This window comes from Streptomyces sp. NPDC051214, assembly GCF_040682375.1.
Taxonomy (GTDB): Bacteria; Actinomycetota; Actinomycetes; order Streptomycetales; family Streptomycetaceae; genus Streptomyces.
Map to the genome: position 1 here is coordinate 458,869 of NZ_JBFBAT010000006.1, position 17,370 is coordinate 476,238.

A 17,370-nucleotide genomic window follows, 5' to 3' on the forward strand; every position below is an offset into this window, starting at 1 on the left:
GTGCGACTGAACGATCTCGACGAACGCATCGTGCACGCCCTCGCCGAGGACGCCCGCCGCTCCTACGCCGACATCGGCCAGTTGGTCGGGCTCTCCGCGCCGGCCGTGAAACGGCGCGTCGACCGGCTGCGGGAGACCGGGGCCATCACGGGATTCACCGTGCGGGTCGACCCGGCCGCGCTCGGCTGGGAGACCGAGGGGTTCATCGAGATCTACTGCCGTCGCAACACCTCGCCGGAGGCGATCCGGCGAGGTCTGGAGAGGTATCCGGAGATCGCGTCCGCGTCCACCGTCACCGGTGACGCGGACGCGGTCGTCCAGGTCTTCGCCGCCGACATGCGGCACTTCGAGCGGGTCCTCGAACGGATCGCGGGGGAGCCGTTCGTGGAGCGGACGAAGTCCGTGCTCGTGCTCTCGCCCTTGATGCGGCGCTTTTCCTCCGGGGCGCCTGCCTAGCGCCTCGGTCAGTTTGTCGGGTACGTGGGGTGCCAGGGCGTGACATCGAAGTCGCCGGTGCCCTTCTCGACCTTCTCGAAGGGGGCGGCGCTGGTGCACTTGGGCAGCTTCCTGGTCCCGTCGGGGCCGCCTACGGCGGCCCAGCTGTAGCCCACGCGGTCGCGCTTGCCCTGGTCGTGGACCGTGAAGCCGACGCGGCCGCCCTTGATGTCCTTCAGGTTGGTGCCGGTGATGATGCCGGTGGCCGTGGCGACCTTGCCGCCCGTGATCAGGCAGTCGATGCGGCCCTTCGCCCAGCCGCCCTTGCCGCCCGGCTTGTCCAGGTGCACGAACGTGAAGGTGCCGGTCGCCTTGTCCGGGCGCATGTTGTCGCGCGGTGCCAGGTGCGCGTCGAAGGTGAACGTCACGTCCTCGGTGGTCTTGCGGTCCAGCTTCGCGCTGCCGGTGAGGGCGGCGGCCTCGCGGGCCCGGGAGTCCGGGGCGGCCTCGGGCGCCCCGCCGTCCTGATGTGCCCCGCCGTCCGACGCGACGGCGGCTCCCACCGCCCCCATGGACAGCAGCAGGGCGGTCCCGAGGGCGATCACGCGGTTGCGCGTGCTGTCCGGGCGGCTGTCGGTGATCCGGGTGCTTGCGTTGCGGCTCACGGGGAGCCTCCGTCCGAAGTGCCGTTCACCCGGTCCTTCCGGGCGGGATCACGGTCTCGCGACAGGGGGTGCCGGCACGTCCGGCCACAGGCGGCAATCCGCCTCCGCCGCGCGGCGGGGAGCGCCGCGGCCCGCCCTGCACCCGGCGGTGGACACGGCTACGGCTCCGGTCCCACACGGCCACGCAACGAATCGCCGCCAAGGGGCCTGTATGCGCAACAGATCAAGCATCTGCCCGCAACGCTCGCGCCTTGTCCGGGCAGGGCCGCCGACCGTACCGTCTAACGGACCCCACCTGCCCCTTCGTACGCCCCGAGGATCCGCCATGCCTGCGCTGCGCACCGCCCTGCTCCAGAGTTCCGGGCAGCTCGGCTCCGTCGCCGAGAACCTCAAGGCGCTCGACGACGCCGCCGGCCGTGCCGCGGCGGCCGGTGCGGGGCTGCTGGTCGCGCCCGAGCTGTACCTCACCGGGTACGCGATCGGCGACGACGTGCCGCGTCTCGCCGAGGCCGCCGACGGGGCGTCCGCCGCCGCGATCGCCGAGAGCGCCGTCCGCCACGGCGTCGCGATCGCCTACGGCTACCCGGAGCGGGAGGCGGAGCAGGTCTTCAACTCCGTCCAGCTGATCGGCCCCGACGGCACCCGCCTGGCGAACTACCGCAAGACCCACCTCTTCGGCTGCTTCGAGCGGGATCACTTCACCCCCGGCGAACAGGCCGTCGTACAGGCCGAGTTGGGCGGACTGCGGATCGGCCTGATGATCTGCTACGACGTGGAGTTCCCGGAGAACGTCCGCGCGCACGCCCTCGCGGGCACCGACCTGCTGCTCGTGCCCACGGCCCAGATGCACCCCTTCCAGTTCGTCGCCGAGTCGGTCGTGCCGGTGCGGGCCTTCGAGAACCAGATGTACGTCGCGTACGTCAACCGGGTCGGCAAGGAAGGGGAGTTCGAGTTCGTCGGGCTCTCCACGCTGGCAGGACCCGACGGCGTCGCGCGCACCCGCGCAGGACGCGAGGAGCAGCTGGTGTTCGCCGACGCGGACCCGGTCTTCCTCGCCGCGTCGCGCGAGGCCAACCCCTACCTGCGCGACCGCCGCCCGGGTCTGTACGACTCCCTGATCTGACCCCGGGTCCGCCCCGCCCCGAGCTTCCCTTCTTCTGTTCTGCCGTTCCCGCAAGGAGTCCGTACCCCATGACGTCCACGGTGCCCACCGCCGTCCAGCACACCGACGCCCAGCCGCCGATCACCATGTTCGGTCCGGACTTCCCTTACGCGTACGACGATTTCCTCGCCCACCCGGCGGGCCTCGGCCAGATACCCGCGACCGAGCACGGCACGGAGGTCGCGGTCATCGGCGGCGGCCTGTCCGGCATCGTGGCGGCGTACGAACTGATGAAGATGGGCCTCAAGCCCGTCGTCTACGAGGCCGACCAGATCGGCGGCCGCCTGCGCACCGTCGGCTTCGAGGGCTGCGACGGCGACCTGACCGCCGAGATGGGCGCGATGCGCTTCCCGCCGTCCTCGACGGCGCTGCAGCACTACATCGACCTGGTGGGCCTCAAGACCCAGCCGTTCCCCAACCCCCTCGCCGAGTCGACGCCCTCCACGGTCGTCGACCTCAAGGGCGAGTCGCACTACGCCGAGACCGTCGCCGACCTGCCGCAGGTCTACCGCGACGTGGCGAAGGCGTGGAACGACTGCCTGGAGGAGGGCGCCGACTTCTCCGACATGAACCGCGCCCTGCGCGAGCGCGACGTGCCGAAGATCCGCGAGATCTGGTCCAAGCTCGTCGAGAAGCTCGACAACCAGACCTTCTACGGCTTCCTCTGCGAGTCCGAGGCCTTCAAGTCCTTCCGGCACCGTGAGATCTTCGGTCAGGTCGGCTTCGGCACGGGCGGCTGGGACACCGACTTCCCCAACTCCATCCTGGAGATCCTGCGCGTCGTCTACACCGAGGCCGACGACCACCACCGCGGCATCGTCGGCGGCAGCCAGCAGCTGCCGCTTCGCATGTGGGACCGCGAGCCGCAGAAGATCGTGCACTGGGCGCCCGGCACCTCCCTGAGCTCGCTGCACGAGGGCGGCGTCCCGAAGCCCGCCGTGACCCGTCTGGACCGCACCGCGGGCAACCGCGTCACGGTCACCGACGCCTCGGGCGACATCCGCACCTACCAGGCGGCGATCTTCACCGCCCAGTCCTGGCTGCTGCTCTCCAAGATCGCGTGCGACGACACGCTCTTCCCCATCGACCACTGGACGGCGATGGAGCGGACCCACTACATGGAGTCCTCCAAGCTCTTCGTGCCGGTCGACCGGCCTTTCTGGCTGGACAAGGACGAGGAGACGGGGCGTGACGTCATGTCGATGACGCTCACGGACCGCATGACGCGCGGCACCTACCTGCTCGACGACGGCCCGGACAAGCCCGCCGTCATCTGCCTCTCCTACACCTGGTGCGACGACAGCCTGAAGTGGCTGCCCCTGTCGGCGAACGAGCGCATGGAGGTCATGCTCAAGTCGCTCGGCGAGATCTACCCGAAGGTCGACATCAGGAAGCACATCATCGGCAACCCGGTGACCGTGTCCTGGGAGAACGAGCCCTACTTCATGGGCGCCTTCAAGGCGAACCTGCCGGGTCACTACCGCTACCAGCGGCGTCTGTTCACGCACTTCATGCAGGAGAGCCTGCCGGCGGACAAGCGGGGCATCTTCCTTGCCGGGGACGACATTTCCTGGACGGCGGGATGGGCCGAGGGCGCGGTCCAGACGGCGCTGAACGCGGTGTGGGGCGTCATGCATCACTTTGGCGGGGCCACGGATGCGACCAACCCCGGTCCCGGGGACGTGTACGACGAGATTGCTCCCGTCGAGCTGCCGGAAGACTGAGCGACTACACCCCCGCCGCCCTCGCCGCCTCGTACACCTCTGCCGCCAGATCCTTCAGTTCCTCCGCGTCCCTCGTGCTGCCCTGCAGTTCGATGAGGATCTCCTCCACCGCGCCCGTCGACGCGTGCGCCTGGAGGTCCTCGACGATCTGGGCGACGTTGCCCCGGAAGGGGGCGCGCTTCTCGCCCTCGTACGGCTGCGCCGTGTACCGCGCGTTGGCGCGCAGGACGCTCTGGACCGGCTTCGTGCGCCCTCGCTCGGCGGCGAGTTCCTTCAGGGCCTGGGCCTGTTCGGCCAGCTTCTCGGCGCCCACGCCCACCGGCATCCAGCCGTCGGCGCGGTCGACGAGCCTGCGCAGGGCGCGCGGGCTGTTGGCGGGCAGCAGGATGGGGATGGGGCGCGCGGGCTTGGGGCCGACCACCGAGGGGGCGATCGTGGTCAGCTCCCCCTCGTACGACACCGGGTCCGGGCCCCACACCGCGTGGCAGACGTCGATCAGCTCGTCGAGAACCTTGCCGCGCTTCTCGAAGGGGGCCACCCCCGAAGCCGCGTACTCGTCGTGGGACCAGCCCGTGCCGAACCCCGCGACGACGCGGCCGCCGCTCGCCGCGTCCAACGTGGCCAGCGAGCGCGCCAGTTGGAACGGTACGTGCAGCGGGGCGACCAGGACACTGGTGCCCAGGCGGGCCCGCTCGGTGGCGGCGGCGGCCAGGGTCAGCGTGATCAGCGGATCGGGCACCGAGCGGTAGGTGTCGGGCCAGGGCAGCCCCTCGATGCCGTACAGACCCTGGGTCGCCGGTTCGGGGAACAGGACGCGTTCGTAGACCCACAGGCTCTCGTACCCGATCTCCTCGGCGGCGCGGGCGACAGCCGGGACATCCCGTCCGATGCTGTACTGCCGGCCCTGCGGGAGGCTGAGACCGAGTCGTGTGGCCATGGTGGTGCTCCTTCGCATCCGGGGTCACTGCTTTCAACGTACAGCTACCGTCCGGGAGTTCCTCGGCGGTGGGCGCACGGTGGCCGGATCAGGCCGGCAGGGGAGTGAGCAGCATCCGGCCCACCAGGCCGACCGCTCCGTCAAGGCGCTCCACGAACTCCTCGGCCACGCCGGGCAGTTCGTCCAGGGCCCGCATCGTCAGTGCCGTCGCCCAGGCGCTGTCCCTGGCCCGCTCCAGGCTCCAGGAACCGAGCAGGTGGGTGAGCGGGTCGGCGATCTGGAAGAGGTCGGGGCCCGGCATCAGGTCTTCGCGGATGCTCTCCTCCAGCGAGACGAGGATGTCGCCCACGCGGTCGAACTCGTCCTCCAGGTCCGCCGGTTCGCAGCCGAGCGTACGACAGGTGTCCAGGACGGCCAGCGGAAGGTCGTGGCCGATGTGCGCGTTGATGCCCGCGAGCGCGAACTGCAGCGGACGTACGCCGGGATGGCGCCGGAGTTGGAACAGTGGACGCCAGCAGGCGGGCGGCCTGCGGTCGGCGGCCACCGCGTCGACCGCCCGCAGATAGCGCTCGGCGAACAGCACGTCCAGCGTGACCGCGGCTCCGGTGTCCGGAAAGCGCCCGGTGCCGACATGGCGTCCCACCTCTTCGGTCACCGAAAGATAGACGCGGTTGAAGACCCCGACCCCGTCGCCCGAGGGGAATCCGGCGCCCAGCGCGCGCATGCGGGTCACCACGCCGTCAACCCCGTGTGCCGAGCCTGTGAACTCCGCGAACCGCTCCGACTGCGCCATGGTGGCAGGGTCCCAGCCGTAGGCTGGCCCGAGTGCCACCGCACCGGCCGCTTCCCCAGAACGAGGGAACGGCGACCGTGTGTGCCCCTGGGGAGGGGAGCCGGCGCGCCGTGTCAGGGGGACACGGGAGAGGGGAGGGACAGCAACACCGTGACAGGCAAACGCGCACGACATCGCGCCGAGCGGACGACCGGACGGCAGGCCGAGCAGAGGGGCGAGCGGAGGGGCGCCGCCCGCCGTGGCGTCATGGTCGCCGCGGCCTCGGTCGTGGCCGCCGTGGGCACCGTCACCGGCATGGTGTCCGCCCTGGACGAGGGCGGCGGCAAGGACCAGGCGCGCCCGAAGGTGACGAAGTCGCCGACGCTCGAACCGCTGCCCGCGGTGCCGACGCCGTCCGCCACGAAGACCTCGGCGAAGCCTTCGCCGACGAAGTCCTCCGCATCCCCGAAGCCGGGACCGAAGCCCTCGACGCAGCGCCCGAAGAAGACGAACCGCGCCACCGCCCCGGCCGCTTCCCTCTACCGCCACGGCGATTCACAGGTCCTGGAGTGGGTCAGGGCCAACCGGAGCGACCCGCGCAGGCCGCTCATCGAGTCGCGGATCGCCGCCCACCCCGCCGCCGTGTGGTTCGCGGACTACGCGCCCGGGACCATCACCTCCCGCGTGCGCGCGGTGACGTCGAACGCCGGGAGCCGGGTGCCCGTCGTCGTGCCGTACGCGATACCGGACCGCGACTGCGGGGGCGCGTCACAGGGCGGTGCGCCGGACCTCGCGGCGTACGACGCGTGGATCGGGAAGTTCGCCGCGGGCCTCGGCTCCGGCGAGGTCATCGTCATCCTGGAACCGGACGCGATCGCGCTCTCCGAGTGCCTCTCGGCGCGGGAGCGCACCGCCCGCTATGCCTCACTAGCCCGCGCGGGCCGCACCCTGAAGGCCGCCAACCCCAGGGCCAGGGTCTATTACGACGCCGGGCACTCCGGCTGGAACGCCGCGGCCAAGCAGGCCGGGCGGCTGCGCGCGGCGGGCGCGGCGTCCTCCGCGTCGTCCGACGGCGTCTTCACCAACGTCTCGAACTTCCACCGCACCGACGCCGAGGCCGCGTACGCACGCCAGGTCCTGGCCGCGCTCGGCGGTCCGGCGGGCCTCGGCGCCGTCATCGACACGAGCCGCAACGGAAACGGCGCCCCGGCGGACGGCGAGTGGTGCGACCCGGACGGCCGCGGGCTCGGGCCGAGCCCGACCCTGCGTACCGGCCAGGCCCGCATCGACGCCTATCTGTGGGTCAAACTGCCGGGCGAGTCCGACGGCTGCAAGGGCGCGCCCGGGACGTTCACGCCCGGCTACGCCTACGACTTGGCGCGCGGCTGAGAGCCGTCGCCGCTCTCGTCCCCATCGGCATGCCGGTCGGTGGCGTCGTACGTGGACGTGCCCGAATCGAGCAGCGGCTCCTGCGACTTGAGGTGCGGCGGGGCGAAGGCACGCAGGACGTGGTAGCCGGTGATCACGACGATGGTGCCGAGTGCGATGCCGCTCAGCTCGAAGTTGTCCGTGATCTTCAGCGAGACGCCGCCGACGCCGATGATGATGCCCGCGGCGGCCGGGACGAGGTTCAGCGGATTGCGCAGGTCCACCCCGGCGTTGATCCAGATCTGGGCGCCGAGCAGGCCGATCATGCCGTAGAGGATGACGGTGATGCCGCCGAGGACGCCGCCCGGGATGGCCGCCACGACCGCGCCGAACTTGGGGCAGAGGCCGAAGAGCAGGGCGAAGCACGCGGCGGCCCAGTACGCGGCCGTGGAGTAGACGCGGGTCGCGGCCATCACGCCGATGTTCTCGGAGTACGTCGTGTTGGGCGGGCCGCCGACCGCCGTGGAGAGCATGGAGGCGGCGCCGTCGGCGGAGATGGCGGTGCCGAGCTTGTCGTCCAGGGAGTCGCCGGTCATCTCGCCGACCGCCTTGACGTGCCCGGCGTTCTCGGCGACCAGCGCGATGACGACGGGCAGCGCGACGAGGATCGCCGACCACTCGAAGCTCGGCGCGTGGAAGGTCGGCAGGCCGATCCAGTCGGCGTTGCCGACGGCGGAGAGGTCCAGGCGCCAGTGGTCGACGACCTTGCCCGAGCCGTCCGCCGAGTGGATCTTGCCGAAGACCAGGTCGAGGACCCAGGACAGGACGTACCCGAAGATCAGCCCGAGGAAGATCGCGACGCGTGACCAGAATCCGCGCAGGCACACCACGGCCAAACCGGTGAACAGCATCACCAGGAGCGCCGTCCACTGGTCCTGCGGCCAGTACGTGGACGCCGTGACCGGGGCCAGATTGAAGCCGATCAGCATGACGACGGCGCCGGTGACGATCGGCGGCATCGCGGCGTGGATGATCCGTGCCCCGAACCTCTGGACGGCGAGGCCCACCAGGAACAGCGCCGCGCCGACCACGAAGACCGCGCCGGTCACGGTCGCGGAGGAGCCGCCCTGCGCGCGGATGACGGCGGCCACGCCCACGAAGGAGAGCGAACAGCCCAGGTAGCTGGGCACCCGGCCGCGCGTGGCGAGCAGGAAGATGACCGTCGCGACGCCCGACATCATGATCGCGAGGTTCGGGTCGAGGCCCATCAGGACGGGCGCCACGAAGGACGCGCCGAACATGGCGACCACGTGCTGGGCGCCGAGCCCGAAGGTGCGCGGCCACGAGAGCCGCTCGTCGGGACGGACGACTGCTCCGGGCGCGGGGGTGCGCCCGTCGCCGTGCAGTCTCCAGCGCACGCCGAGATCCATGGTTCAGTTCCGCCTTCTGTGCGCCCGACTTTGTCAAGACCCGAATGAGTCAGCGCAATGTTAATCCGGCGTAAGGTTCACGGTTTCCCGGCGGGCGCGTCCGCCGGAGCCACCGGAGTGGCCTCGCGGCCGTCCGTGCGCAGCACCCCCGCGAACACCGCGAGCCCGCAGGCGAGGACGGTCACCAGGCCGAAGGAGACGACCAGGCTCGTCGCGTCGGCGAGCGTGCCGATCGCGGACGGGGCGATCAGGCCCGAGGTGTAGGTGATGGTGGCGACGCCCGCGATGGCCTGGCTCGGGTTCGGTCCGCTGCGTCCGGCCGCGGCGAACGCGAGGGGCACCACGACCGCGATGCCGAGCCCGAGCAGCGCGAACCCGGACATGGCGACCGCCGGGTGCGGCGCCACCACCACGAGGAGACCGCCGAGCGCCGCGACCACGCCGCCCACCCGCACCGTGCGGACCGCGCCGAAGCGGTCCACCACCGCGTCGCCCGCGAGCCGCGCGATGGCCATGGTGAGCGTGAACCCGGTGGTGCACGCCGCCGCGACACCCGCCGAGCTGTCCAGGACGTCCCGCAGATAGACCGCCGACCAGTCCAGGCTCGCCCCCTCCGCGAACACCGCGCAGAAGCCGACCGCGCCGATCAGGAGTGCCGACTTGGGCGGCAGCGAGAAGCGCGGCGGCGCCACGTCCTCGGGCTCCGCCTGGAGGTCGAGCACGCCCTGGCAGGCGATCAGGCCGATCGCGGTGAGCGCCGCAGCGGCGAGCGCGTGGTGCAGCCGGGCGTCCGCGCCCAGATGGGCGGCGACCGTGCCGGCCGCGGAGCCGATGAGGGCGCCGACGCTCCACATGCCGTGCAGCCCCGACATGATCGACTTCTTCATGCGGCCCTCGATCTCGACGCCGAGGGCGTTCATCGCCACGTCCGACATGCCCGCCGTCGCGCCGTACACGAACAGGGCGAGGCACAGCGTGAGCAGGTTCGGCGCGAGCGAGGGCAGGATCAGGGAGAGCGTCCACAGGGCGAGCAGGCCGCGCAGCGCGGTCCGCGCACCGAAGCGATGGCTGACCCAGCCCGCGAGCGGCATCGCCACGGAGGCGCCGATCGCGGGGAAGGCGAGGGCGAGACCGAGCAGTCCGGCGCTGAGGCCGGCGTGCTCCTGGATCCAGGGCACGCGGGTGGCGAAGGAGCCGGTGACGGCGCCGTGCACACAGAAGACGGCGGCCACGGCGTACCGCGCCCGCTTCAACTGACGTACGTCGTAAGTCACTTCACTCATCGATGCTCTGCCCCTCCCGAGGTGCCGCCCGCTACGGCGACGTAAACTATCAGGAACCCTGCCTGATAAATAGCGGCTTTATGGAAGGATCCCCGGCATGCCCGCATCACCGAGCACCGCCCGGGCCATCAACGACCGGCTCGCCCTGGGGCTCCTGCAGCGCGAAGGACCGCTGACGGCCAACCAGTTGAAGCAGCTCACCGGCCTCTCCCGCCCCTCGGTCGCCGACCTCGTCGAGCGCCTCCAGGGCTCCGGCCTGATCGCGGTCGTGGGGGAGGCGGGTGCCCGGCGCAGGGGACCCAATGCCCGCCTGTACGGGATCGTCGCCGACCGGGCGCATCTCGCGGCCCTCGACGTACGCACCGACGGCCTCTCCGTCGTCGTCACCGACCTGCTCGGCGCGGTGCTCGCCGAGGCCTCCGCGCCCATCGGCGGCGACACCGGCACCGAACCCGCCGTCGCACGCGCCGTCGACCTCGTGGAACGCACCGCGCGGGACGGCGGCGTCGAGCGGCTGCACACCGTGGCGATCGGCGCCCCCGGCCTCATCGACCCCGCCACCGGCGAACTGCGCGACACCACCTCGCTGCCCGCCTGGCACCGCCGCCTCGCCGGAGCCCTCCAGGAGCGGCTCCCGGCCCGCGTGCTCGTGGAGAACGAGACCAACCTCGCCGCCCGCGCCGAACAGCGCGACGGCGCCGCCCACGACCGCGACACGTTCGTCCTCCTGTGGCTCGGCGAAGGCGTCGGCGCCGCCGTCGTGCTCGACGGGAGCCTGCGCCGCGGGGCGTCCGGCGGCACCGGGGAGATCGGCTTCCTGCCGGTGCCCGGCACCCACGTACTGCCCTCCGCCACCGCGTGCGAGGGCGGCTTCCACTCACTGGCCTGCGCCGCCGCCCTGCGCGAGCTCGGCGAGAAACACGGCATGGCGGCCGGGGGCGACGCCGCGGACATGGTGCGCCGCGCCGTGGAATCCGGCCCCGAGGCCTTCCTCGACGCCGCCGCCGACCGTGTCGCCGTGGGCGCCGCCGCCATGGCCGCGATCCTCGACCCCGGCTGCGTCGTCCTCGGCGGCGAGGTCGGGCGCGCGGGCGGTGACGCGCTCGCCGCCCGGGTGGCGGAGCGCCTCGCCGCCATGTCACCGCTGCGCACCGAGGTGCGGGCGAGCGCGCTCGGCGGCGCGGCGGTGCTGCGGGGCGCGCTGCTTGCGGCCAGGGACGCCGCCCAGGACGACCTTTTCGGACCGGGACCCGGCGGCTGAGACCCGATGGCGTGGTCGTCACCGCCGGTCAGAGGCCTGTCACAGGCTGCTGTGAGCCAGGCCACAGGGGTTCGCCCGTATGGGCGTCGATCAGGCGTGGCACACTGGCCTCGTACCAAAAGCAGCGCACTCCGGGGTCGGTGTAATTCCGAACCGGCGGTTATAGTCCGCGACCCGGCCGCCTCCAGCGGTCGGTTGACCAGGTGAAATTCCTGGACCGACGGTGAAAGTCCGGATGGGAGGCAGTGCGCGGCGGGCGGGCATTCGTGCACGTCGCCGAGTGGCTTGTTTTTGGGATACCCGTCTCTTCGGGTTTCCCGGGGAGAGGTCTCGTTTCCGGCGTCGTCCCCGGTGCCGCGGTCCGTACATTCTGTCGTCATCGACAGGCCCCGGAGTCCGTGCCCTATGAGGCAGGAGGACCCGGTGGCCACCGCACCCGCAACAGCAGCGGACGAGCACGAGCTCGTCGCCATGCGCCGTGCCATCTCGCTCGCCGCCCTCGGGCTCGGCTCCACCAGCCCCAATCCGGTCGTCGGATGCGTGATCGTCGACGCCTCCGGAGCGATCGTCGGCGAGGGCCACCACCAGCGCGCCGGCGGGCCGCACGCCGAGATCCACGCCCTGCGCGCGGCAGGCGAACAGGCCCGCGGCGCCACCGCCCTGGTCACCCTCGAACCCTGCAACCACACCGGACGCACCGGCCCCTGCGCCCAGGCGCTCATCGACGCCGGCATCGCCCGCGTCGTCTACGCCGTCGGCGACCCGAACCCCACCGCGACCGGCGGCGCGCAGCGACTGCGCACCGCAGGGGTCGACGTGCGGGCGGGCCTCCTGGAGGACGAGGCCGCCGCGGGCAACGCCGCCTGGCTCACCTCCGTACGCCTGGGCCGCCCCCACGTCACCTGGAAGTACGCGGCGACGCTCGACGGCCGCATCGCCGCCGCCGACGGCAGCAGCCGCTGGATCACCTCCACCGACGCCCGCGCCGACGTCCACCGGCTGCGCGCCGAGTGCGACGCGGTGGTCGTCGGCTCCGGCACCCAGCGCGCCGACGACCCCCACCTCGCCGTGCGGGGCATCGAGGGCGCCGTCCAGCCGCTGCGCGTCGTCGTCGACACGAACGGCACCGCGGTGACACCCGGCGCCCGCGTCCTGGACGACGCGGCCCCCACGCTCATCGCGGTCGCCGACAACGTGAGCGCCGAAGGCACGGCTCAGACCGTACGACTGCCGCGCGCGGACGGCGGGTTGGACATCCCCGCCCTCCTCGACGAGCTGCACACGCGCGGGGTGCGTTCCGTCCTCCTCGAAGGCGGGCCGACGCTCGCCGGAGCCTTCGTCGCCGCGGGCGCCGTCGACCGCGTCATCGCCTACCTCGCCCCCGTCCTGCTCGGCGCGGGCCCCGCCGCCCTCACCGGCGGCGGAATCACGACCATCACCGAAGCGTTGCGGCTCGACGTGAGCGAGACCGTCCGCATCGGCCCCGATCTGCGCGTCACCGCGACCCTCGTAGCGAAGGAGCACTGAAGTGTTCACCGGAATCGTCGAAGAGCTGGGCGAGATCACCGCCGTCGAGAACCTGGACGACGCGTCCCGCTTCCGCGTCCGTGGCCCCGTCGTCACCCAGGGCGCCAAGCACGGCGACTCCATCGCGGTCAACGGCGTCTGTCTGACGGTCGTGGAACACGAGGGCGACGAGTTCACCGCCGACGTGATGGCCGAGACCCTGAACCGTTCCAGCCTCGGCGCGCTCGCGGCCGGCTCGCGGGTCAACCTGGAGCGGCCCACCGCCGTGGGCGACCGCCTGGGCGGCCACATCGTGCAGGGACACGTGGACGGCACCGGCGAGATCGTCGAGCGCAAGCCCTCCGAGAACTGGGAGATCGTCAAGATCTCGCTCCCCGCGGACCTCTCCCGCTACGTGGTCGAGAAGGGCTCCATCACCGTCGACGGCGTCAGCCTGACCGTGGTCGACGCGGGGCCCGACTACTTCACCATCAGCCTCATTCCCACCACCCTCGCCCTGACCACGCTCGGCATCAAGCAGCCCGGCGACCCGGTCAACCTCGAGGTGGACGTCATCGCGAAGTACGTCGAGCGCATGCTCGGCGACCGCGTCGGTGCCGCAGCCGCCGCCGCTCCCGCTCCCGCTCAGGAGGCCACGAAGTGAACTGGCTCAACTCCGAAGCCTTCACGGCCTTCGGGCAGCACGTGATCTGGTCCGACATGGTGGGCAACACCATCGGCCTGATCGCCCTCGCCCTCGGCTGGCGGCGCTCCATATGGACCTGGCCCGCCCAGTTCCTCTCCGGCCTCATCCTCGTCGGCGCCTACGCCTCCGCGCAGCTCTCCGGCGGCGTCGGCAAGCAGCTCCTCGTCATCGGCGTCGCCCTGTGGGGCTGGCGGCTGTGGAACAACGGCAAGCAGCAGGCGCAGGACGGCTCCATCGCCGTCCGGTTCGCCACCTGGAAGGAGCGCGGGGTCCTGCTCGGCGGCACCGCCGTCGGCACCCTGGCGGTCGGCGCCCTGTTCTCCGCGGTGCCCGACCTGTCCTGGAACCCCTGGCCCGACGCCTACATCTTCGTCGGCACCCTCGCCGCGATGGTCGCCCAGGCCCGCGGTCTGGTCGAGTTCTGGTTCGCCTGGCTCCTGGTCGACGTGGTCGGGGTCCCCCTCGCCTTCAGCAGTGGTCTGGCCTTCTCCGGCCTCGTGTACGTCATCTATCTCGCGCTCGTCCTGTGGGGCATGCGCGACTGGTGGCTGCGGTCGCGCACTGCGTCCTCGCAGGCCCCGCAGCCCGACATGGAAGGAGCCCCGGCATGAGCGCGGCACCTGTTTGGTACAGCACGGGACACGAAGAAGACGCCTCCGACCTGGCCCTCGACCCCGTCGAGGCGGCCATCCGGGACATCGCCGCCGGGCGGCCCGTCGTGGTCGTCGACGACGAGGACCGGGAGAACGAGGGCGACCTCGTCATCGCGGCCGAGAAGGCCACGCCCGAGATCATCGCCTTCATGATGAGCGAGTGCCGCGGCCTGATCTGCGCGCCCATGGAGGGCGAGGAGCTGGACCGCCTTCAGCTCCCGCAGATGGTCGAGAACAACACCGAGTCGATGCGGACGGCCTTCACCGTCTCCGTCGACGCGAGCGGCGCGCACGGCGTCACCACCGGAATCTCGGCCGCCGACCGCGCCACCACGCTCCAGATGCTCGCCGCGGGCACGTACGAGCCCTCCGACTTCGTGCGCCCGGGACACATCTTCCCGCTGCGCGCCAAGTCCGGCGGTGTCCTGGTCCGCAACGGCCACACCGAGGCCGCGGTCGACCTGGCGCGCCTGGCGGGCCTGCGCCCGGCCGGCGCGATCGTCGAGATCGCGGGCGAGGACGGCACGATGCTCCGCCTGCCCGAGCTGATCCCGTTCGCCCGCAAGCACGGCCTGACGATCATCTCCATCGAGGACCTGATCGCCTACCGCGGCAGCTCCGAGCCGACCGTCCGCCGCGAGGCCGAGGTCCGCCTGCCCACCGCCTTCGGCGAGTTCACGGCGTACGGCTACCGCTCCACCGTCGACGGCGTCGAGCACGTCGCCCTCGTCCACGGCGAGGTCGGCGAGGGCGACGACGTCCTGGTCCGCCTGCACTCCGAGTGCCTGACCGGCGACGTCTTCCACTCCCTTCGCTGCGACTGCGGCCCTCAGCTCGAGGCGTCGATGCGGCGCATCACGGACGAGGGACGCGGCATCGTGGTCTACCTCCGCGGCCACGAGGGGCGCGGCATCGGTCTGCTCTCCAAGCTGCGCGCCTACGAGCTCCAGGAGCGCGGCAGCGACACCCTGGACGCCAACCTGGAACTCGGCCTGCCCGCCGACGCCCGGGACTACGGAGCGGGGGCGCGCATCCTGGACGACCTCGGCGTCCGCAGCGTGCGCCTGATGACGAACAACCCCGACAAGACCGACGCGGTGATCCGGCACGGCCTGAAGGTCACCGGACGCGAGCCCATGGCGGTCACGGCGGGCGAGCACAACCTCCGGTACCTGCGCACCAAGCGGGACCGCATGGGGCACGACCTGCCCTGGCTGGACGCCCCCGAGGTGTCCGCCTGCGGCAATCAGTAAGTACCGGCACACGAGAAGTACGGCATACGAGAACCAGGAGAAGCGCGTGAGTGGCAAGGGTGCACCCGAACTGAGCGTGAAGAACTGCGGAGACCTGCGGGTCGCGGTGATCGCCGCCCAGTGGCACGAGAAGGTCATGGACGGCCTCGTCGACGGCGCCCTGCGCGCCCTGCACGAGCTCGGCATCAGCGAGCCGACCGTCCTGCGCGTACCCGGCAGCTTCGAACTGCCGGTCGTCGCCAAGGTCCTGGCAGGCCGTGGCTACGACGCGATCGTGGCGCTCGGCGTCGTCATCCGCGGCGGGACCCCGCACTTCGAGTACGTGTGCCAGGGCGTCACCCAGGGCCTGACCCAGGTCACGGTGGACACCGGCGTGCCCATCGGCTTCGGCGTCCTCACCTGCGACACCGAGGAGCAGGCCCTGGACCGGGCGGGCATCGAGGGCTCCCGCGAGGACAAGGGCCACGAAGCGGTCACCGCGGCCGTCGCCACCGCGACCACGCTGCGTACGATCTCCGAACCCTGGCGGTGAGCGGGGCCGGGGAGCCGCGTAAAGTAAGCGACATCATGTCCAAGAAGACTTTCGAGGAGCTCTTCACCGAGCTCCAGCACAAGGCCGCCAACGGCGACCCCGCCACGTCGCGCACCGCCGAGCTGGTCGACAAGGGCGTCCATGCCATCGGCAAGAAGGTCGTCGAGGAGGCCGCCGAAGTCTGGATGGCCGCCGAGCACGAGGGCAAGGAAGCCGCGGCCGAGGAGATCTCCCAGCTCCTCTACCACGTGCAGGTGATGATGGTCGCCCGCGGCATCTCCCTCGACGACGTGTACGCCCACCTCTGAGCCGTACACCCACTCCGCCCCACTCTCCCGTCACGCAAAGGAATCCGACCTCATGCTGCGCATCGCCGTCCCCAACAAGGGTTCACTGTCCGGACCTGCGTCGGCGATGCTCCATGAGGCCGGATACCAGCAGCGCAAGGAGTCCAAGGAACTCGTCCTGGTCGACCCGGACAACGAGGTCGAGTTCTTCTACCTCCGGCCCAAGGACATCGCGATCTATGTCTCGGCCGGCAAGCTCGACATCGGCATCACCGGGCAAGACCTCCTCGTCGACTCGGGCGCGAACGCCGAGACGATCCTGCCGCTCGGCTTCGCCCGCTCCACCTTCCGCTTCGCCGCCAAGCCGGGCACCGCGAACACCCTCGCGGACCTCGCGGGCAAGACGGTCGCCACCTCGTACGAGGGCATCGTCGCCAAGCACCTCGCGGACAGCGGCATCGACGCCTCCGTCGTCCACCTGGACGGCGCCGTCGAGACCGCCATCGAGCTGGGCGTCGCCCAGGTCATCGCGGACGTCGTGGAGACCGGCACCTCGCTGCGCAACGCGGGCCTCGAGGTGTTCGGCGAGCCGATCATGAAGTCCGAGGCGGTCGTCATCCGGCGCACCGGCGCCGACACCGAAGAGCCCAAGGTGCAGCAGTTCCTGCGCCGCCTGCAGGGCGTCCTGGTCGCCCGGTCGTACGTGATGATGGACTACGACTGCCGTGCCGAGCACCTGGAGCAGGCCGTCGCCCTCACCCCGGGCCTCGAGTCGCCGACGATCTCGCCCCTGCACAACGAGGGCTGGGTCGCCGTCCGCTCCATGGTCCCGGCCAAGGAGGCGCAGCGGATCATGGACGACCTGTACGCCATCGGGGCGCGGGCCATCCTGACCACGGCCATCCACGCCTGCCGCCTCTGATCGGGCAGGAGAACCCGCCTCATGTCCGAGCACCCCGCCCTGCCCGCCCTGCCCGTGACCTTCCGGCCCGGCCGGACCCGGGCCGTCCTGCTCACCGCGGGCGCCGCCATCCTGGTGGTCCTCACGGTGATCTCCCTGCTCATCCCGAGTCTCAGCCCGGGGGAGCGGCTCAGCTTCATCTTCACCGGTGTGCTGCTCTTCGGTGTCCTGATGCTCCTGAGCAGGCCCAAGGTCGTCGCGGACGACTCCGGCGTGACCGTCGTCAACATCGCCACGAGCAGGCGCCTTGCCTGGGCCGAGATCGTCCGGGTCAACCTGCGCCCCGGCGACCCGTGGGTGTTCCTCGACCTCAGCGACGGCACCAGCCTCCCCGCCCTGGGAATCCAGCCGGGCATCGCCAAGCAGCGGGCCATCGACGACGCCCGCGCGCTGCGCGCCCTCGCCGACGCCCGCAGCCCGCAGGGCTGACGCTTG

Annotated in this window: 18 protein-coding genes and 1 riboswitch; of the genes, 13 read left to right on the forward strand and 5 right to left on the reverse strand. The window is 71.5% G+C overall.

Features of this window, described 5'->3' with window-relative positions; translation table 11 throughout:
• The gene (locus tag AB0M70_RS18740) at positions 1-456 is read left to right on the forward strand and encodes an Lrp/AsnC family transcriptional regulator (protein WP_363211043.1); all 456 of its coding nucleotides are present in this window, start codon (positions 1-3) and stop codon (positions 454-456) included.
• 8 nt (positions 457-464) lie between these two features.
• Here the strand turns inward: AB0M70_RS18740 and AB0M70_RS18745 are convergent, their stop codons facing one another.
• Positions 465-1,007 (reverse strand): Repetin, encoded by a 543-nt coding sequence (locus tag AB0M70_RS18745; RefSeq protein ID WP_365821146.1) that lies wholly within the window; start codon positions 1,005-1,007, stop codon positions 465-467.
• Positions 1,008-1,434: 427 nt separating this feature from the next.
• Between AB0M70_RS18745 and AB0M70_RS18750 the strand changes: the two genes are divergently transcribed.
• Both AB0M70_RS18750 and AB0M70_RS18755 read left to right on the forward strand, forming a co-directional pair.
• Entirely contained in the window at positions 1,435-2,223 is a 789-nt protein-coding gene (locus AB0M70_RS18750; RefSeq protein ID WP_365821147.1) for a carbon-nitrogen hydrolase family protein, read from the forward strand.
• Between the two features lie 68 nt (positions 2,224-2,291).
• Complete coding sequence (locus AB0M70_RS18755; RefSeq protein WP_365821057.1) at positions 2,292-3,986, forward strand: NAD(P)/FAD-dependent oxidoreductase; 1,695 nt, start codon at positions 2,292-2,294, stop codon at positions 3,984-3,986.
• 4 nt (positions 3,987-3,990) lie between these two features.
• Here AB0M70_RS18755 and AB0M70_RS18760 read toward each other — a convergent pair whose 3' ends face one another.
• Entirely contained in the window at positions 3,991-4,923 is a 933-nt protein-coding gene (locus AB0M70_RS18760) for an LLM class F420-dependent oxidoreductase (protein WP_365821058.1), read from the reverse strand.
• Between the two features lie 88 nt (positions 4,924-5,011).
• A complete protein-coding gene (locus tag AB0M70_RS18765) occupies positions 5,012-5,716 on the reverse strand; it encodes a DUF5995 family protein (protein WP_365821059.1) in 705 nt (234 codons plus the stop codon).
• Positions 5,717-5,962: 246 nt separating this feature from the next.
• On the opposite strand from AB0M70_RS18765, the gene AB0M70_RS18770 reads away from it, so the two are divergent.
• Entirely contained in the window at positions 5,963-7,084 is a 1,122-nt protein-coding gene (locus AB0M70_RS18770) for a glycoside hydrolase family 6 protein (RefSeq protein WP_365821148.1), read from the forward strand.
• Here AB0M70_RS18770 and AB0M70_RS18775 read toward each other — a convergent pair.
• Both AB0M70_RS18775 and AB0M70_RS18780 read right to left on the reverse strand, forming a co-directional pair.
• Positions 7,063-8,493, reverse strand: a complete 1,431-nt coding sequence (locus tag AB0M70_RS18775) for a solute carrier family 23 protein (protein WP_365821060.1) — start codon at positions 8,491-8,493, stop codon at positions 7,063-7,065. The genes AB0M70_RS18770 and AB0M70_RS18775 overlap by 22 nt on opposite strands.
• A 77-nt stretch (positions 8,494-8,570) precedes the next feature.
• Positions 8,571-9,776 (reverse strand): MFS transporter, encoded by a 1,206-nt coding sequence (locus AB0M70_RS18780; protein WP_365821061.1) that lies wholly within the window; start codon positions 9,774-9,776, stop codon positions 8,571-8,573.
• A 97-nt stretch (positions 9,777-9,873) separates the two neighbouring features.
• On the opposite strand from AB0M70_RS18780, the gene AB0M70_RS18785 reads away from it, so the two are divergent.
• The 9 genes from AB0M70_RS18785 to AB0M70_RS18825 all read left to right on the forward strand — a co-directional run bounded on the left by AB0M70_RS18785 (position 9,874) and on the right by AB0M70_RS18825 (position 17,364).
• On the forward strand, positions 9,874-11,037 hold the full coding sequence (locus AB0M70_RS18785) for an ROK family transcriptional regulator (protein ID WP_365821062.1): 1,164 nt from the start codon (positions 9,874-9,876) through the stop codon (positions 11,035-11,037).
• A gap of 122 nt (positions 11,038-11,159) precedes the next feature.
• Positions 11,160-11,290: riboswitch (FMN riboswitch) on the forward strand.
• A 218-nt stretch (positions 11,291-11,508) separates the two neighbouring features.
• Positions 11,509-12,564: a bifunctional diaminohydroxyphosphoribosylaminopyrimidine deaminase/5-amino-6-(5-phosphoribosylamino)uracil reductase RibD gene (ribD, locus tag AB0M70_RS18790; protein ID WP_365821149.1), complete on the forward strand. Its 1,056-nt coding sequence runs from the start codon at positions 11,509-11,511 to the stop codon at positions 12,562-12,564.
• A 1-nt stretch (position 12,565) separates the two neighbouring features.
• Complete coding sequence (locus AB0M70_RS18795; RefSeq protein WP_365821063.1) at positions 12,566-13,207, forward strand: riboflavin synthase; 642 nt, start codon at positions 12,566-12,568, stop codon at positions 13,205-13,207.
• 56 nt (positions 13,208-13,263) lie between these two features.
• Positions 13,264-13,860, forward strand: a complete 597-nt coding sequence (locus AB0M70_RS18800) for a nicotinamide mononucleotide transporter family protein (RefSeq protein ID WP_365821150.1) — start codon at positions 13,264-13,266, stop codon at positions 13,858-13,860.
• The gene (locus tag AB0M70_RS18805) at positions 13,857-15,155 is read left to right on the forward strand and encodes a bifunctional 3,4-dihydroxy-2-butanone-4-phosphate synthase/GTP cyclohydrolase II (RefSeq protein WP_365821064.1); all 1,299 of its coding nucleotides are present in this window, start codon (positions 13,857-13,859) and stop codon (positions 15,153-15,155) included. Before AB0M70_RS18800 ends, AB0M70_RS18805 begins: the two co-directional genes overlap by 4 nt.
• Before the next feature lie 46 nt (positions 15,156-15,201).
• Positions 15,202-15,687, forward strand: a complete 486-nt coding sequence (ribH, locus tag AB0M70_RS18810) for a 6,7-dimethyl-8-ribityllumazine synthase (RefSeq protein ID WP_363211056.1) — start codon at positions 15,202-15,204, stop codon at positions 15,685-15,687.
• A gap of 35 nt (positions 15,688-15,722) precedes the next feature.
• Positions 15,723-15,995, forward strand: a complete 273-nt coding sequence (locus AB0M70_RS18815; RefSeq protein WP_055564821.1) for a phosphoribosyl-ATP diphosphatase — start codon at positions 15,723-15,725, stop codon at positions 15,993-15,995.
• Between the two features lie 52 nt (positions 15,996-16,047).
• Complete coding sequence (hisG, locus tag AB0M70_RS18820; RefSeq protein WP_365821065.1) at positions 16,048-16,896, forward strand: ATP phosphoribosyltransferase; 849 nt, start codon at positions 16,048-16,050, stop codon at positions 16,894-16,896.
• Between the two features lie 21 nt (positions 16,897-16,917).
• Entirely contained in the window at positions 16,918-17,364 is a 447-nt protein-coding gene (locus tag AB0M70_RS18825; RefSeq protein WP_365821066.1) for a PH domain-containing protein, read from the forward strand.
• Positions 17,365-17,370 lie beyond the last annotated feature (6 nt).

Coding starts and splice junctions, on each gene's coding strand:
- AB0M70_RS18815 (WP_055564821.1), top strand. CDS start 15,723: ATGTCCAAGAAGACTTTCGAGGAGCTCTTCACCGAGCTCCAGCACAAG.
- AB0M70_RS18775 (WP_365821060.1), bottom strand. CDS start 8,493: ATGGATCTCGGCGTGCGCTGGAGACTGCACGGCGACGGGCGCACCCCC.
- AB0M70_RS18765 (WP_365821059.1), bottom strand. CDS start 5,716: ATGGCGCAGTCGGAGCGGTTCGCGGAGTTCACAGGCTCGGCACACGGG.
- AB0M70_RS18805 (WP_365821064.1), top strand. CDS start 13,857: ATGAGCGCGGCACCTGTTTGGTACAGCACGGGACACGAAGAAGACGCC.
- AB0M70_RS18785 (WP_365821062.1), top strand. CDS start 9,874: ATGCCCGCATCACCGAGCACCGCCCGGGCCATCAACGACCGGCTCGCC.
- hisG (WP_365821065.1), top strand. CDS start 16,048: ATGCTGCGCATCGCCGTCCCCAACAAGGGTTCACTGTCCGGACCTGCG.
- AB0M70_RS18770 (WP_365821148.1), top strand. CDS start 5,963: ATGGTCGCCGCGGCCTCGGTCGTGGCCGCCGTGGGCACCGTCACCGGC.
- ribD (WP_365821149.1), top strand. CDS start 11,509: ATGCGCCGTGCCATCTCGCTCGCCGCCCTCGGGCTCGGCTCCACCAGC.
- AB0M70_RS18780 (WP_365821061.1), bottom strand. CDS start 9,776: ATGAGTGAAGTGACTTACGACGTACGTCAGTTGAAGCGGGCGCGGTAC.
- AB0M70_RS18755 (WP_365821057.1), top strand. CDS start 2,292: ATGACGTCCACGGTGCCCACCGCCGTCCAGCACACCGACGCCCAGCCG.
- AB0M70_RS18760 (WP_365821058.1), bottom strand. CDS start 4,923: ATGGCCACACGACTCGGTCTCAGCCTCCCGCAGGGCCGGCAGTACAGC.
- AB0M70_RS18825 (WP_365821066.1), top strand. CDS start 16,918: ATGTCCGAGCACCCCGCCCTGCCCGCCCTGCCCGTGACCTTCCGGCCC.
- AB0M70_RS18800 (WP_365821150.1), top strand. CDS start 13,264: ATGGTGGGCAACACCATCGGCCTGATCGCCCTCGCCCTCGGCTGGCGG.
- AB0M70_RS18745 (WP_365821146.1), bottom strand. CDS start 1,007: ATGGGGGCGGTGGGAGCCGCCGTCGCGTCGGACGGCGGGGCACATCAG.